The following is a 14,076-nucleotide window of genomic DNA, read 5'->3' as shown; positions in this document are numbered from 1 at the left end:
GAGCGCGCTGAGTCGCCATGACCGCTCAAGCCCTTGCCCAACGCCAGACCTCGAATCGCTCGCTCTATCCGTCCAAGCCGGTGTTCGAGGCCGCGCTGAACCTGGTGCGCCGCGCACCCGTACCCCAGATCCCTGACGTGGTGATGGCCCTGCGTCGCGAGCTGACACGCCCCGAGCCGGATCTCAAGGTGGCCTCGGACCTCATCGCACTGGATCCGGTGCTGACGGGGCAGGTGTTGCGCGTCGTCAACTCGCCGGCGTTCAATCTGCCGGCGCAGGTGGCCAGCGTCCATCAGGCCGCCGGGCTCCTGGGGCTGGCGCGTCTGACCAATCTGGTGACGGCCGAGGCGATCAGCCGGCTACTGGCGGTCAATCAGGGGCCGGTGCGCGTACTCTGGGAGTCGATCCTGGGGACGGCGCGGATCGTCACCGCCGTGGCGCGTCTGACGCCGGACATCGGTGAGGACGAGGCCTATCTGTTCGGCATCATGCATGATGTCGGCAGTCTCATCTTCGCCAATGTCACCGACAACTACATCGCTGAGTGGAGTTTCCGCGCCGACAGCACGCCCAGCGAGCTGCTGACCCACGAGCGCACCACGCTCGGTACGGATCACGCGGTGGTCGGGTTCCTGCTGGCGAACAACTGGAAGCTGCCCGAGTTCATCGCGCTGGCGATCCTGCATCATCACGGCACACGCCATCTGGAAGCCGAGGATCGGCGCATCCCGCGCCTGATCGCGCTCGGTCAACTGGCGCATTATCTCGTTGCGCTGGCCAACGGCACCGATGAGACGGCCGAGATGCTGGAGTACCGCGATCAGGCTGAGAATATGCTCGACATCGGCGAGCCGGAATGGGAGGCGCTTTGCCGGCAGGCCGTGAATGGCGGTTGGTGATGTTGGTCGACGGCCGTCACTGGCGTGGCGTGATGCGCGCTCCGTCGGCCAGCTCGCGATCGGGATGGACGATCACGGATGCACCGACCTCGACGCCGCGTCTCAACTCGGTCTGGAGTGCACCGCGCCGTCCGATCTCGACCGGGGTGAGACGGGCGCGTCCGTCGACCGCTCGAAACAGCGCCCAGCCCTCACCGTGCCGAAACAGACTGCTGGTCGGCGCCTGGAGCACGTCTTCGGCCTCCCAGAGCACGAAACGGGCGTTGACTCGATAGCCGTCTCCCAGCCGCGACCAGTCAGCCTGGGGCGCAAGCCGTTCGGCGATGACCCAGACCCGTTGCTCTTCGACGCCGAGTGCCGAGATCTTGGTGAAGGCGACCGGCTCGATGCGCTTGATCCTGGCCTCCAGGGGATTGGATTCGCCCCAGCGCTCGATCCGGACCCGCATCCCGACCGCCAATCGCACGGCGTCGGCTGAGAGCACATCGACCTCGATCTCCAGCGCGCCTGGATCGCCGAGTTCCAAGATCGGATCACCGGCATGAACGACCCGCGCACTCTCGGACTCGCGCTTGAGCACGACGCCAGCAACCGGCGCCCGGAGTTCCAGCCGCCCCTGCTCGCCCGATGCCGACTCGCCGGCATGTTCCAGCTCGGCGAGCGCAGCGAGCCGATCACGCTCGGCGCTCTGGACGCGAAAGCGTGCAGCCTCCAGTTCCGCATCGCGACCAAGCGACTCGGCGCGCGCCTGATCGAGCTGAGTCCGCGAAACCATCCCCTGCCCCGCCAACCGTTCGATGCGCTCCAGTTCCATCCGCGCCAGGTTCGCCGACGCATCGGCCGCCGTCACTGCCGCGCGCGTCGCGGCCAAATCAGACTCGGCGCTCGCCAACCGCGCGCGGGCGCGTTCCTGACTGCGCCGATCCAGCACCGGCGAAACCTGAGCATCGAGGACGGCGATCACCTGCCCCGCCCGAACCGGATCGCCGACCTCCAGTTCCAGCCGCCGCAACTGACCATCGACCGGCGCCGAGATCCGATAGCGCTCGACGACGCGCGTGCGGCCCTCGGCCACCAGGGTGACGGCCAGCGGACCGCGCGTGACGGGTTCGACGTCAACCAGACGCGGCACGGGACGAAAGCCCCAGGCCAGGAGCGCGAGCAACGCCAGAGCACCCAGTATCTGGATAGCACGACGACGGATGAGCAGACCTTTGACGTTCATTCGCGAGTCTTGAGCACGGCGACCAGATCCAGTCGGCGCAGACGGCGCGCCACCAAGAGGCCCGACAGAAGCGCGGCGACCAGGATGACGCTCGCCGCAAAGGTGAACACACTCGGCTCCAGGATCAGCGGTATCCGATAGAGCTCGGACTCGATACCGCGCACGATGAGTGCGATCAGCCCCCAGCCGATGCCGAATCCGACCGGGATGGCGAGGGCGGTCAGGAGCGCCAGCTCGCCCAACAGGATCGCCGTGATCTCGCCGAGGCTGAAGCCCAGCACCCGCAGTGTCGCCAGCTCGCGCGCGCGCTCGGTGAGCGTGATGCGCGCATCATTGTAGACCACGCCGAAGGCGATGCTGCCGGCCAGCAGTGTGCTGACGAAGGCAAAGCTCAGCACGATCTCGGTCATCGAATCCATGAAACTCCGGATGGCGGTGAGCCGGTCGGTCACGCCCGCCACCCGTGGCGCCGCCTTCAATTCGGCCACCAGCCGATCGCGCGCGCCCGGCTCGACAGCAAGCAGCGCGCCGGTCACGGCTTCACCCTCCCCGAGCAGCCGGTTGAGTGCTTCCAGATCCATATAGGCCGAGAGTCCGGTGAACTCGCGCACCAGCCCCGCGACCACGACCCGATGCCGCTCGCGCCGTCCTTCCAGGATCTCGACCTCGACCCGATCGCCCACACCAACACCGAGCCGTCGTGCAAGCTGATCGCTCAGAACCAACCCCTCGGCGGGCAGTCGCTGCACCTGGAGCCGATCGTCGAGGATACGCCGCAAGCGGCTGTCCGGCTCCAGACCCTGGATCGCCGTCGACTGACTGGCATTGGCGTGACGCAGACGCACCGCGACCTGGCGGGTCGGTTCGGCCCAGTCGACGCCGGGCCGCGCGCCCAGTTCGAGCACCACCCGACGCGAAGTCGGCTCGCTGAAGGTCACGGTCAGATCGTCGCGTTGCGCCAGCCCGTACTGCACCTGGATCAGATAGTCCAACGCCCCTTCCTGGAAACGCCCGACCATCAGGATGCCGCAGGCCAGACCGATCCCCAGGATCGAGAGCAGCGACTTGAACGGACGGCGCTCGATGTGGCGCAGGATCATGCGCGTCGGCTGGCTCAGAAAACGCTGGAGTCCGAACCGCTCGACCAGCGTGGGCCGATAGCGCGGCGGCGGCTCGGGCTGCATGGCCTCGGCCGGCGGCAGACGCGCGGCACGACGCACGGCCGCGAGCGTGCCGGCGAGTCCGGCGCCCAGCGTCACCGCCACGGCCACCGCGATCACCTGCGGACGCAGGCTGAACTCCAGATAGGGAAAGTAGAAGAAGCCGCGATAGAGCTCTGCCATCGCCAGTCCGAACCAGAGCCCGGCCCCCAGGCCGATGACCAGTCCGAGCAGGATGATCACCAGCGCCCAGCGCACATAGTGTCCGCCGATCTGCCAGGCGCTGTAGCCGAACGCCTTGAGGATGGCGATCTGGTCGCGCTGGGTGCCGATCAGACGCCCCAGCACCACGTTGAGCAGAAAGGCCGCTACGCCGAGAAAGACGCCGGGGATGAGCCGCGCCATGCCGGCGAGCTGTTCCAGTTCGGCATCGAGATAGCGATCCGAGAGCTGATCCGAACGCTCGATCGCCCCCAGACCGCCATAGGGTTCGAGCAGGTCGTCCAGCCGCTCGATCACGTCCCTGGGACGCCCTTCGCGGGTGAGTGTCAGCAGCAGATCATTGAAGGCGCCATCCATGTCATAGGCCCGCGCCAGCGGTTCGCGGTTCATCCACAGCACGCCGTGGCGCGCAAAATCGGGAAAGAGATCGCCCGGCTTGATCTGATAGATGTACTCCGGCGAGACGGCGATGCCGACGATCGTCAGCCGCTGGAGACGCCCGTCGATGATCGCCGACAGATGCGCGCCCGGACCAAAGCCATGGGCCGCGGCGAACGCCTGGCTGACGACGGTCTCGTCGTCGCGCTCCGGCTCGGGCAGCCGACCGGCGAGCAGATGGAGCTGATTGAGTCCGTTGCGTTCGGGCAGCGAGACCAGCACGCCGGTGGCCGGATCGGCAAAGTCCGGGATATCCAGATTGACCGCCGCCACCACCCGCGTCTCGACCTGCTGCACGCCCGGAATGGCGGCGATGGTTTCGCGCAGCGACTCGGGTGCGCGCTTGAGCGAGACGAAGATCTCGGCGAAGCGATAGTCGCGATAGAAGGCGTCGCGCGTCAGGGTCAGTGAATCGAGCGTCGCGAGCGACATCAGCAGCGTCGACACCCCGCCCGCAATCACCACCGCGATGGCGAGCACCTGGCCGCGCAGGCTCCAGAGTTCACGCCACAGCTTGCGGTCGAGCGCGCTCACCAGTGGATCTCGCGCGGCGCGACCCGCCCGGGATTGGTGCGCACCGACTGAATCCGCCCATCGGCCATCAGGATCACGCGATCAGCCATGGCCGCGATGGCGGCATTGTGGGTGATGACGGCGGTCGTCGTGCCCAGCTCACGATTGACCCGCTCCAGCACCTCCAGCACCCGCACGCCCGTGGTCGAGTCCAGTGCCCCGGTCGGCTCGTCGCACAGGAGCACGCGCGGACGCTTGGCGATGGCGCGCGCGATGGCCACGCGCTGCTGCTCGCCGCCTGAGAGCTGAGCGGGGAAATGATCGAGACGCGCGCCGAGTCCCACCAGATCGAGCGCCGCTTCGGGCGTCATCGGATCCTCGGCGATCTCGGTGACGATGGCGACGTTCTCGCGCGCGGTGAGACTGGGGATCAGGTTGTAGAACTGAAAGACGAAGCCGACGACCTGCCGGCGAAACCGGGTCAATTCACGCTCGCCGGCCTGTGTGAGATCGCGCCCGGCGGCGATGACCTGACCGCCGGTCGGCGAATCCAGCCCGCCCAGGATATTGAGCAGCGTCGACTTGCCGCTGCCGGATGGTCCGAGCAGCACCACCAGTTCGCCCGGATAGAGATCGAGATCGACGCCCCGCAGGGCCTCGACCCGCACCTCACCCATGACATAGATCTTGGTGAGTCCACGCGCCTGGAACACAGGCGCGGAAGACTCGGTGTCGTGACCCTGAATGGGTCGCGGGGCCGAACCACGCGATCCACTCATCAAGCGAGGATCAGCCCTGCTCCAGCAGGCGGCGCAGATCGATGATGGCGGCGTTGGCACGCGAGATGTAGGAGGCCATCACCAGCGAGTGATTGGCCATGGGGCCAAAGCCTGTGCCGTTGAGGATCAGCGGACTCCAGACCGGATCCTGTGTGCTTTGCAGCTTGCGGATGATCTGCTCCAGTGAGATCTGCGCGTTGCGCGTCTTGAGCACGCTCTCGAAATCGATCTCCATGGCCTGAAGGGTATGGATGAGCGCCCAGGTGTAGCCACGCGCCTCGAAGAAAACGTCGTCGATCTGCGACCAGGGCGTTTGATTGTGCATCTGATTGGCGACGCCATCCGCGCGCCGTGCACTGGGATCGCCGGCCAGCTCGGTATCCAGGTCATCCTGACCGACCGCATAGGACAAACGCTGAGCCAGATTGCCCAGCCGCTTCTCGACGACCTGCAAATAGACGCGCAGATTGTCGGCACGCGCGAAGAACTGGGCCTCACGGCCGGAGAGACGCTCCATATAGCGTTCGAGCGCCTGGATACCCTGGCGGTATTCGGACTCACTGGACGGCAGGATCCAGGAGTCCGCATTGTAATTGAACTGCGGCTGAGCGATCTGAAGGTCACGATCCTCGATCGACTGCGATTGAGCGCGACTGAGTTCGTTGCGCAGCGAATTGGTGAGATCTCGCAGCTCGGTCAGGGCGCCGAATTCCCAGTTCGGGATGTTGTCCAGATAGACGCCTGGCGGGGTCTTGTCGTTGCTCAGATAGCCGCCCGGCTTGCCCAGCAGGGTCTCGCCGATGCGGATGGCGGTCGCGGTGGTATAGCTACCCGTGACCAGGCGCGTCTCGTCGCCCTTGACCATCGCCAGCGCGTTGGCGCGCACGTCGAAGGTTTCGGGTGAACGCGACCAGAGCATTCCCAGCACCACGACCACCACCAGATAGGTGACGACGAACAGCCCGCCGGTCCACATGAGCCCCTTTTCGCGCCAGACCTTGGGGTTGTAGAGCTTCATCAGCCGACTGAACGGATCGGTGAGTTTTTTGGCGATATCGAAACTTTTCAAGGATGCTTTGACATCCATCGTATTCTCCAAGAGATGTTAACGTTTAGCGAAATCCTGCTCGATGATCTCGATGGCGCGCCGGCAGATCTCGCGTCCATAATCGGTCCAGAGACCCTGCCCCCAATAACGGTAGCAACTGGTCTGTGAAGACATCAGATGGAAGAGCGCGTTGCGGTAGGCCGGATGATCGGTCGCGACACCGGGGCGCAAGACGTTTTCATTAAAGCACGAACTGGCTTCCTCCATGGGACCGAGCACGTTCTCGTAGCCCTTGACCCAGGACAGGTCGCTGGTCCAGCTCCCGCCCTCCATGTGGAAGCGTCCGTCCTCGCGCTTGAGCTCCTCGATCACCTGATCGAGCTTCTCGGGACCGTCGCCCGGCTGCATCCGCGACCAGATGCGGTCATGAAAAAGCGGTTGGACCTCGGGCAGGTCGCTGAGTTCGACGCCGGACGCAAAAAGATGTTCCAGATACTCGCTGGCATTCATCAACGGCGTGGCCGAGTGACTGGCCGCGCGCACCACCTCCATGAACTTGGGCGGGAACTCGTTCATCATGACCCCGCCGTTCTCGCCATCGGCGATCTGGGTCACGAGTGGCGGGATCGAGTGTCCGGCCAGATCGACGCGGTTCAGACCCTGCGCCTCGTACCAGGGCTGCATCTGGGCCACGAGCTTGGTGTCAGACCCCTGGGTCTTGACGATGGCGATGATGCTCGCCGTCTCGCCGTGCGAGTTGGTGCAGACCAGCCGGTGCGGGATGTGCGGGCGCTCGGGATGCTGCTCGGTGCCGACCCGGTGCACCGTATGTTCCTGAACCAGCACCCATTGATAGCCGCAGTCGACCAGGGTCTTGACGAACGCGTAGGCGACGTCTGGATGGTTCGGTAGCGCCATCTCGGACGGCGAGAAACCACGCACCCGCTCCAGCGCTTCCCAGCCGAAGATGGCGGCGAAGTGATGCTGGAAGGCGCGAACATGCAGCCGGTAGTCCTGCACCGGCGTGGAGGGCGCGACCGCATGGCCCCAGGGCATCCCGAGCCACTCGACCGCCCAGTTGTAGTCCGGGTTGCAGGTGACGGTCTTGAGCGCGTCGATGACGTGATGCTCGCCCATCTTGCGCAGACCGTGCAGCAATGTGCCCGAGTATTCGAGCATGCAGCGCGGCGAGTGGCCCTCGCCGATCAACTGCGGCACGAACTCGCCGATGCGCTTGTAGCACCAAACAAAGGTCGGCGCGTTGTGATTGTCGCCGATGTGCTGGTTCTCCATCATGTACTGGAGATTGCTGATGAGCGCGGCGGTGCGCAGATCCGCACCGCCGGCCGGGATCAGCGGCTGATGCTGATGCAGCGCGATGGCGGTGGCGGCACGGATGGCGCTGAAATCGACCCCGCCCTGCTTGGCGAACAGCTCACGCTCGCGTCCGCGCGCGACGACCTGCGCGACGTCCGCTTCCTGTCCGGACAGATTGGGCACGTCTCCGATGTATTCGGGCATGGGATTCACGGTCGGCTCCTTCAGGGTTGGGTGGCGGATGGGTTGACATCGCCGCGAGTGGACGTCGCCTCGGCGGCGACATCCGGGGATCGATCTGTCGGCACGACATCGCGAGCGTCCGCCCCGGCGTCGCGTGACGTGCTCCGGGTCGGTACGGATTCAGGCGCGATGGCCGCAAACTTGGCGTCCGGTTCGGTCTCGGCTTCCGGGGCGGTCGGCGACGGGGCCAGACTCACCGCACGCTCCAGGGCCTGACGCGCGGCGTGCAGATCGGCCTCGGCGCGCGGCACCCAGGACTCGCCCCAGTAGAGATGGCAACTGGTCTCAGCGCGCAGCAGATGCCACAGCGACTCGGCGAGCGCGTTAGACTCCGGTCCCTCGGTGACACCACGCTCGCCCGCGAACCAGCGCGCGTCATGGATCAGGCGGCTGGCCTCGGCGAAGTCGGCGACGGCTTGACGTTGCCGCTCCGACCCCATCCATTGGGTGAAGTCGCGCCCATGATGCCAGCCGGTGTTCCAGGCGCCGGTGCGTACCCGCACCTCGCCGTGCGCGCCGTGCTCATCGAGATAATCGCTGACGAAGGTCGGCCGGACATCGGCCTCGCCCGCCGCGACCCGATTCAACAGCGGCAGATAGAAGGCCGTCCAGAAGTTCGCGCCCTCGGTAACGTTGCGAAACCAGCCGCCGTTCTCACCATCGGTGCAGGTCGTGACCAGCGGCGTGAAATCACACCACTTGGTGCGCTCGGCGACCTCGTTGAGGAACCAGTCGACATCCATCCCCGACTCCTGGGCGTCGGAGAGTTCGCGGTCGCGCACCACGACGATGATCTCGTCATCGCCATGCCGGGCGATGTGCGGCCGGTAGCGCAGCTCCTGCCAGCTCATCTCCGTGACCGGCTCGACGTGTTCGCTGTCGACGAAGACATAGCGATAGCCGAAGGCGCGCAGCAGCGGGATGAGTTCCATCGAGAACCCCATCTCGGGCGGCCAGAAGCCCTGGAATCGCGGACGCCACAACAGATGGCGGGCGATGTCGAGCCAGCGCGCCAGATGCTCGCGCCGGTCGGCCTCCGGGATCAGCGGCAACACCGGATGGAAGTAGCCGGTACCGACGATCTCGAACAGCGCCTGATTCTGGAAGTGCCACAGCAGCGAGCCGCAGTCGACGATGCCGTAGACCCGTTCCTGGAAGACCGGATCGGACAGCGTCTCCAGCAGGGTGCCGGACAGAGACAGATGGACGCGCGCCAGCTCCTCGCGCCCCCAGAGACTGCGCGGGATGCGATCGAGAGCGAACAGGATCTCACGCGCCTCCCAGGTCTGGTGTTCCAGCAGCTCCTGGAGATTGCCCGGCGGCTGGTGGAGATTCAGCACGAGCGCGTGATGGACGGTTGCCATGAGAACTCCCCGATGACGGCTTGGGATGGAACCAAGGATAGCAAAGCCGGGGGCCGGGATTCATCACGCGCGCATGACCAATGACTCGTTCACTCTCGATCCGGATACCGGCGCGGCGGTCGATGAATCTCGGGCGACACAAAAACCGCAGCGAAGCGCCGATTGTTGTGTATCCTATCGATTGCCACCCCGAATCGAGAGGCAAGCGAGTGACATGGCTGACGACAAGATCGTGACGAAGAAGACGGCGGCAAAAAAGGCTGTTACCAAGAAGACCACGGCTCTCAAGAGTCCGGCTCCCAAGTCCAGCCGCCCTCCTGCCGCACCCACAGACATGACCGAGTCCGCGCCGGCCAAGAAGAGTTCGTCGAAATCGACGGGCAAGAAGGTATCCGCCGCCGCGGCAACACCGGTCGCGACCCCGCCCAAGCGCGGCAAGTCCAGCGCCCCCAAACGTTCGGATCACCAGGGCAGTCTGCACGAACTGGCGACGGTCTCCGCCGCGAAACGACAGGACATGATCCGTGAGGCGGCCTACTACAAGGCCGAGAAACGCCGCTTCGCACCCGGCCACGAGGCCGAGGACTGGGCGGCGGCCGAGCGCGAGATCGACGAACTCATCGCGCGCGCCCGGGTGATGACGGGACACTGAACTCCAGCGCCCCTCCATTCGCCACGCCCGGCGAGCCGCCCCGCCGCGTGGCGAGTCTGGTTTCTAAAGCCCCAGTTCGTCGAGCAGGCTCTGATCGACGAGCGTCTGATTGCTCGTGCTGGCCAGTGTCTCCCGCTGGCCGGCCTCATCGACGATGCGGTCGGGATCGATTTCCTCACGCTCGAAATCATGGAGCTGGATGAACTCGGTGCGATCCATCGCCAGCTCCATGTAGAAGACGTTGCGATTGGCGGTCGAGAAAGAGACGCGACGCGCCTGGGCACGATCCAGGTTGGTATCGATACTGACCACCACTTCCTTGTTGATGGTGAGCATCTTGGGCTGGTTCTGATTGATCGAGACCAGCAGCTCACTGCCCACGTTGCCCGTGAAATCCCCGACGATCTGATTCATCAGCTCACCGAGCATGTTGCCGACCTCTTCGGACGTATGCTGGGTGGCCAGCTCGGACTCCGGCATCCCCATGCTCATCATATAGGCGCGATAGAGCTCCATGGCCGACGGTGCCGAGAAGTTGATGATGACCAGGCCCGAGAAACTGCCGTCGAACAGCACGAAGCAACCGATGTCGGGTCGCAGACAGGTCCGGGTGATCTTCTGCACCATGGGCGAATAGTTGATCTGGGTCTGGGTGGCGACCGAGAGTACCTTCTTCACGGAGGTGCACAGCATCAGCAACACGTCATCGGTCGAGATCGCTTTTGTCTTTGCCACGAGTCTTGGTTCCTAAATGGGTCGGTGGTGTACTAAAGGCGAGACTAGGCCGCCGGGCCATACAGTACGCCAATTCGGCGTTCAGCGTCGCGGATCGTCCCGACTCCCGCCCCAGCTTGTCGGAAGCGGATTGGTATCCGGCGCGAAGGCCGCCATGAAGTTGTAACAGACGCGCGGATCTTCGGCCATTTCGAGAAAGTCGATCGTCCGACCATTGTGGCCCCTGAGAAACTGGGCATGGGTGATGTGTTCCATGTCGCGGAAGCCCATGCTCCAGCCGACGAAAGCCCGTTGCCGGATGCCGCCCTCGAAGACGATCCGCAGACCGTGATGACGCGGATCGCGCCGGATCTGCTCCAGTAGCGACCGCACCCGCGCGCGCTGTCCCTCGATGACCTGCATGAAGGACTCGTTGAAATAGAGCAGGAATCCGGTGATGCCCTGGGCACGATTGGACTCGCGCGCCTTTTCGAGCAACGCCTTCAGCTCGGACTCGCCCATGGGACGGGCGGCCTGGCTGACATAGAGCAACGAATAGAGATCGTCCGAGGCCGCCAGACGCCCGGTCGCGCTGGTCTCGTGCAGCAGGGCGAGGAACTCCTCGGGCGGCAGCGGGCGATAGAAATGGAACCCCTGGACGTAGTCGCACCCCAGATCACGCAGATAGCCGAACTGACTGGCGTTCTCCACCCCCTCGGCGATCACCTTGAGGTTCATGGCGCGCGCCATGCTACAGACGGCATGCACGATGGCGCGGCTGTCGTGGCGCTTGTCGAGTCCATCGACGAACTCGCGATCGATCTTGAGCTTGCTCAAGGGCAGGCGCAACAGTTGCGCCAAGGAGGAATAGCCGGTGCCGAAGTCATCGACCGCCACCCGCAGCCCCAGTCCGGCGAGCTGATTCAGCACGCTGAGGTTGAAGATGACATCGCTCATCAGCGAGGTCTCGGTCAGCTCCAGCAGGATACGCTCGGGATCGGCGCCGGTCTCGGCCAGCATGCGGCGGAACTCTTCGACCAGGGCCTCATCGTTGAGCTGGCGCGCCGAGACGTTGACGCTCACATAGGGCGCCTCGACACCGAACCGGTCGCGCCACTGGCGTTCGGCCAGACAGGCCTGACGGAAGACCCACTTGCCGATCGGCACGATCGAGCCGCTCATCTCGGCGATGGGGATGAAATGCGCCGGTGAGACCTCGCCCCCGCTCGGGAACCAGCGCAACAGAAGCTCGGCCCCACGGATGATCTGGCTCTGGGCACAGAGGATGGGCTGAAACCGGACCTGGAACTCGTCGCGTTCGATGGCCTGACGCAGGCCGTTGATGATGTCGAGCCGCCGGCGCGCCTGTTCGTGGATCTCCTCGCTGAAGAAACGCCAGCCGTCGCGGCCCTGCTCCTTGGCCTGATACATGGCCGCGTCGGCATTGCGCAGCAGATCGTCGGCACTGTGCGTGGTGCCGTGGCCGATGGCCAGGCCGATACTGGCGGAGGCGAACAGACGCCGTCCCGAGAGCGTCACGGGTTCGCGCAGCAGGTCGTTGAGCCGGTCGGCGAGATTGGCGACCGCCGCCGGACTCTCGACATGATCGCAGAGCACCACGAATTCGTCGCCGCCGAGCCGGCCGATGGTGTCGCCCGGCCGCACATGGTCGACCAGACGCTGCGCGACCGTCTTGAGCAGCTCGTCGCCGGCCTGATGACCGTGGCTGTCGTTGACGAGCTTGAAGCCGTCGAGATCGATGAACAGCAGGGCCACACTCTGTCCCTGCTGCTTCGAGCGCCGCAGGGCGCGCTCCAGACGCTCATGGATCATGGTCCGGTTGGGCAGGCCGGTGAGTGGGTCGTGAATGGCATGCCAGACCAGTTCCTCCTCGGCGAGCCGGCGCTCGGTGACATCGAGGATGGTCGCCACCATCACCCAGCGGCCGTCGACCTGGATCTTGGACAGCGAGATCTCGACCGGAAAGATCGAGCCGTCCTTGCGATAGCCGCTGAGTTCGGAGCGCTCGCTCATGCGCCGGTCGTATGCCGATCCATGCAGGAATCGCTCGACATGCAGCACATGGGCGCGACGGAACGCCGGCGGGATCAGCTCCTGGAGCGGCAACCCGATCAGCTCCCGGATCGCATAGCCGAACATCTCGGCGATGCGCCGATTGGCCTCGACGATGACCCCATCGGCACTGACGGCCAGCACACCGACGTCGATGCTGGCCAGGATACGGTCGGTGGCATCGGGCGCACGCGCCGGCGAGCCCCCCTGACCCGGCACGGTATCGGCGGCCAGGATGGGGATCTGCGGCAGAGACGGCATGACCGGCCCCGTGACTTGACGATAACGCTCGGGGATGCGCGGCGGCAGACATCCAAAGGCGGTGACGATCTCGAAGCGTCCCTCGAAGGTGGCACGCGCCAGATAGGTGTTGACGTGCACATGATGGGTCGCCGGGTCCATGCGCACCCGCCCCTGCGGTCCCTCGATCTCGATGTGCTCGAGCGCATCGAGCAGGGCTTGGGTCTCCAGCGAACCGGCCAGATTGGCGGCGCGCGCGAAGGCCTGCACGCACAGATAGACGCCCTCGCCGAAATTGGTCAGCACGCCGTTGCCGTCGGGCCAGATCCCCGAGACCCCAGGGAGTGCCGCCAGGACCGTCAGATAGCGCTGGTTGGCCGGGGTGTCGAGCGCCATGAAATAGGTGTTGCAGGAATAGAAGCCCTCGCGCACCTCGGGCGCGAGCGTGGCGGCCATGGCCTCGTCGTAATGTCCCATGACCACGGCCATGCGCCGTTTGAGCCCGAGCTGGGAGAAGCGCGTCAGCAACCGCGCTTGTTCGGTGCCGGCGAAATAGGGCACGAACACGTCCGCGCCCGAGCGGCGCACACGGTCGAGGAGCTTGTCGATCGGCGCACTCCCCAGCGGCAGATATTCCTCGCCCACCACGTCGCCACCCAGATCGCGCAGGGTGCGGATGGCCGCGTCGATCGAGCCGCGCGGCCATTCGTAGTTGCTGCCGGCGAAGAACATCTTGGGTCCGATCGCGCGCGCCATGTAGGGAATCATGCGCGCGATCTGCTGGTTGGGCAGGGCCGCGAAATGGAAGAAGTAGCGACTCTGGATGCTGCCCTCGTAGAACGAGAAGTTCAGATAGGGCACCTGACGCACCTCGGCGACCTGACTGGCCACGGCGATGCGTGAGTTGGAGAGCAGATTGCCGATCAGGGCCACGCATCCGTGTTCGTCGACCAGACGCTCGGCCGCCGGTATGGCGGTCTCGGGCAGGCTGCCGTCGTCCTCGACGACCAGTTCCAGCGTCCGGCCCAGGACACCGCCGGCGGCATTGACCTCGTCACAGGCGATCCGTCCGGCCCAGGCGATCTCCTGTCCGTAGATGGAGACCAGGCCGGTCAGCGGACTCATGAGTCCCAGTCGAATCGGTTTGGCGGTGGAGTCGGTCATGGATCGTCCAGGCAGGGCGCGGCCA

Annotated in this window: 10 protein-coding genes; 2 read left to right on the top strand and 8 right to left on the bottom strand. The window is 65.3% G+C overall.

Going from position 1 to position 14,076, the window contains the following annotated elements:
- Positions 1 to 17: 17 nt before the first annotated feature.
- Positions 18 to 899: an HDOD domain-containing protein gene (locus tag ALVIN_RS05220; protein WP_012970268.1), complete on the top strand. Its 882-nt coding sequence runs from the start codon at positions 18 to 20 to the stop codon at positions 897 to 899.
- 16 nt (positions 900 to 915) lie between these two features.
- Here the strand turns inward: ALVIN_RS05220 and ALVIN_RS05215 are convergent, their stop codons facing one another.
- From ALVIN_RS05215 to ALVIN_RS05190, 6 genes are all read right to left on the bottom strand, one after another.
- Complete coding sequence (locus ALVIN_RS05215) at positions 916 to 2,124, bottom strand: efflux RND transporter periplasmic adaptor subunit (protein ID WP_012970267.1); 1,209 nt, start codon at positions 2,122 to 2,124, stop codon at positions 916 to 918.
- Positions 2,121 to 4,478 carry an ABC transporter permease gene (locus ALVIN_RS05210; protein WP_012970266.1) on the bottom strand — a complete coding sequence of 786 codons (2,358 nt, stop codon included), beginning with the start codon at positions 4,476 to 4,478 and terminating at the stop codon, positions 2,121 to 2,123. Before ALVIN_RS05210 ends, ALVIN_RS05215 begins: the two co-directional genes overlap by 4 nt.
- The gene (locus tag ALVIN_RS05205) at positions 4,475 to 5,134 is read right to left on the bottom strand and encodes an ABC transporter ATP-binding protein (protein ID WP_223295289.1); all 660 of its coding nucleotides are present in this window, start codon (positions 5,132 to 5,134) and stop codon (positions 4,475 to 4,477) included. Before ALVIN_RS05205 ends, ALVIN_RS05210 begins: the two co-directional genes overlap by 4 nt.
- Positions 5,135 to 5,246: 112 nt before the next feature.
- Complete coding sequence (locus ALVIN_RS05200) at positions 5,247 to 6,323, bottom strand: DUF2333 family protein (protein WP_012970264.1); 1,077 nt, start codon at positions 6,321 to 6,323, stop codon at positions 5,247 to 5,249.
- 18 nt (positions 6,324 to 6,341) lie between these two features.
- On the bottom strand, positions 6,342 to 7,814 hold the full coding sequence (locus ALVIN_RS05195) for a polysaccharide deacetylase family protein (RefSeq protein WP_012970263.1): 1,473 nt from the start codon (positions 7,812 to 7,814) through the stop codon (positions 6,342 to 6,344).
- Between the two features lie 11 nt (positions 7,815 to 7,825).
- Entirely contained in the window at positions 7,826 to 9,208 is a 1,383-nt protein-coding gene (locus tag ALVIN_RS05190; RefSeq protein ID WP_012970262.1) for a polysaccharide deacetylase family protein, read from the bottom strand.
- A 214-nt stretch (positions 9,209 to 9,422) separates the two neighbouring features.
- Between ALVIN_RS05190 and ALVIN_RS17530 the strand changes: the two genes are divergently transcribed.
- Complete coding sequence (locus ALVIN_RS17530; RefSeq protein ID WP_012970261.1) at positions 9,423 to 9,860, top strand: DUF2934 domain-containing protein; 438 nt, start codon at positions 9,423 to 9,425, stop codon at positions 9,858 to 9,860.
- Between the two features lie 63 nt (positions 9,861 to 9,923).
- Here ALVIN_RS17530 and ALVIN_RS05180 read toward each other — a convergent pair whose 3' ends face one another.
- Together ALVIN_RS05180 and ALVIN_RS05175 are read right to left on the bottom strand one after the other, a co-directional pair.
- Positions 9,924 to 10,595 (bottom strand): DUF3334 family protein, encoded by a 672-nt coding sequence (locus ALVIN_RS05180; protein ID WP_012970260.1) that lies wholly within the window; start codon positions 10,593 to 10,595, stop codon positions 9,924 to 9,926.
- Between the two features lie 81 nt (positions 10,596 to 10,676).
- The gene (locus ALVIN_RS05175) at positions 10,677 to 14,051 is read right to left on the bottom strand and encodes an ABC transporter substrate-binding protein (protein WP_012970259.1); all 3,375 of its coding nucleotides are present in this window, start codon (positions 14,049 to 14,051) and stop codon (positions 10,677 to 10,679) included.
- Positions 14,052 to 14,076 lie beyond the last annotated feature (25 nt).

It is taken from the genome of Allochromatium vinosum DSM 180 (genome assembly GCF_000025485.1).
Lineage (GTDB): Bacteria > Pseudomonadota > Gammaproteobacteria > Chromatiales > Chromatiaceae > Thermochromatium > Thermochromatium vinosum.
Note: the sequence above shows the minus strand (reverse complement) of the source record. Positions and strands in the feature narration are given on the sequence as shown.

Coding starts and splice junctions, on each gene's coding strand:
- ALVIN_RS05220 (WP_012970268.1), top strand. CDS start 18: ATGACCGCTCAAGCCCTTGCCCAACGCCAGACCTCGAATCGCTCGCTC.
- ALVIN_RS05215 (WP_012970267.1), bottom strand. CDS start 2,124: ATGAACGTCAAAGGTCTGCTCATCCGTCGTCGTGCTATCCAGATACTG.
- ALVIN_RS05205 (WP_223295289.1), bottom strand. CDS start 5,134: ATGGGTGAGGTGCGGGTCGAGGCCCTGCGGGGCGTCGATCTCGATCTC.
- ALVIN_RS05200 (WP_012970264.1), bottom strand. CDS start 6,323: ATGGATGTCAAAGCATCCTTGAAAAGTTTCGATATCGCCAAAAAACTC.
- ALVIN_RS05190 (WP_012970262.1), bottom strand. CDS start 9,208: ATGGCAACCGTCCATCACGCGCTCGTGCTGAATCTCCACCAGCCGCCG.
- ALVIN_RS17530 (WP_012970261.1), top strand. CDS start 9,423: ATGGCTGACGACAAGATCGTGACGAAGAAGACGGCGGCAAAAAAGGCT.
- ALVIN_RS05175 (WP_012970259.1), bottom strand. CDS start 14,051: ATGACCGACTCCACCGCCAAACCGATTCGACTGGGACTCATGAGTCCG.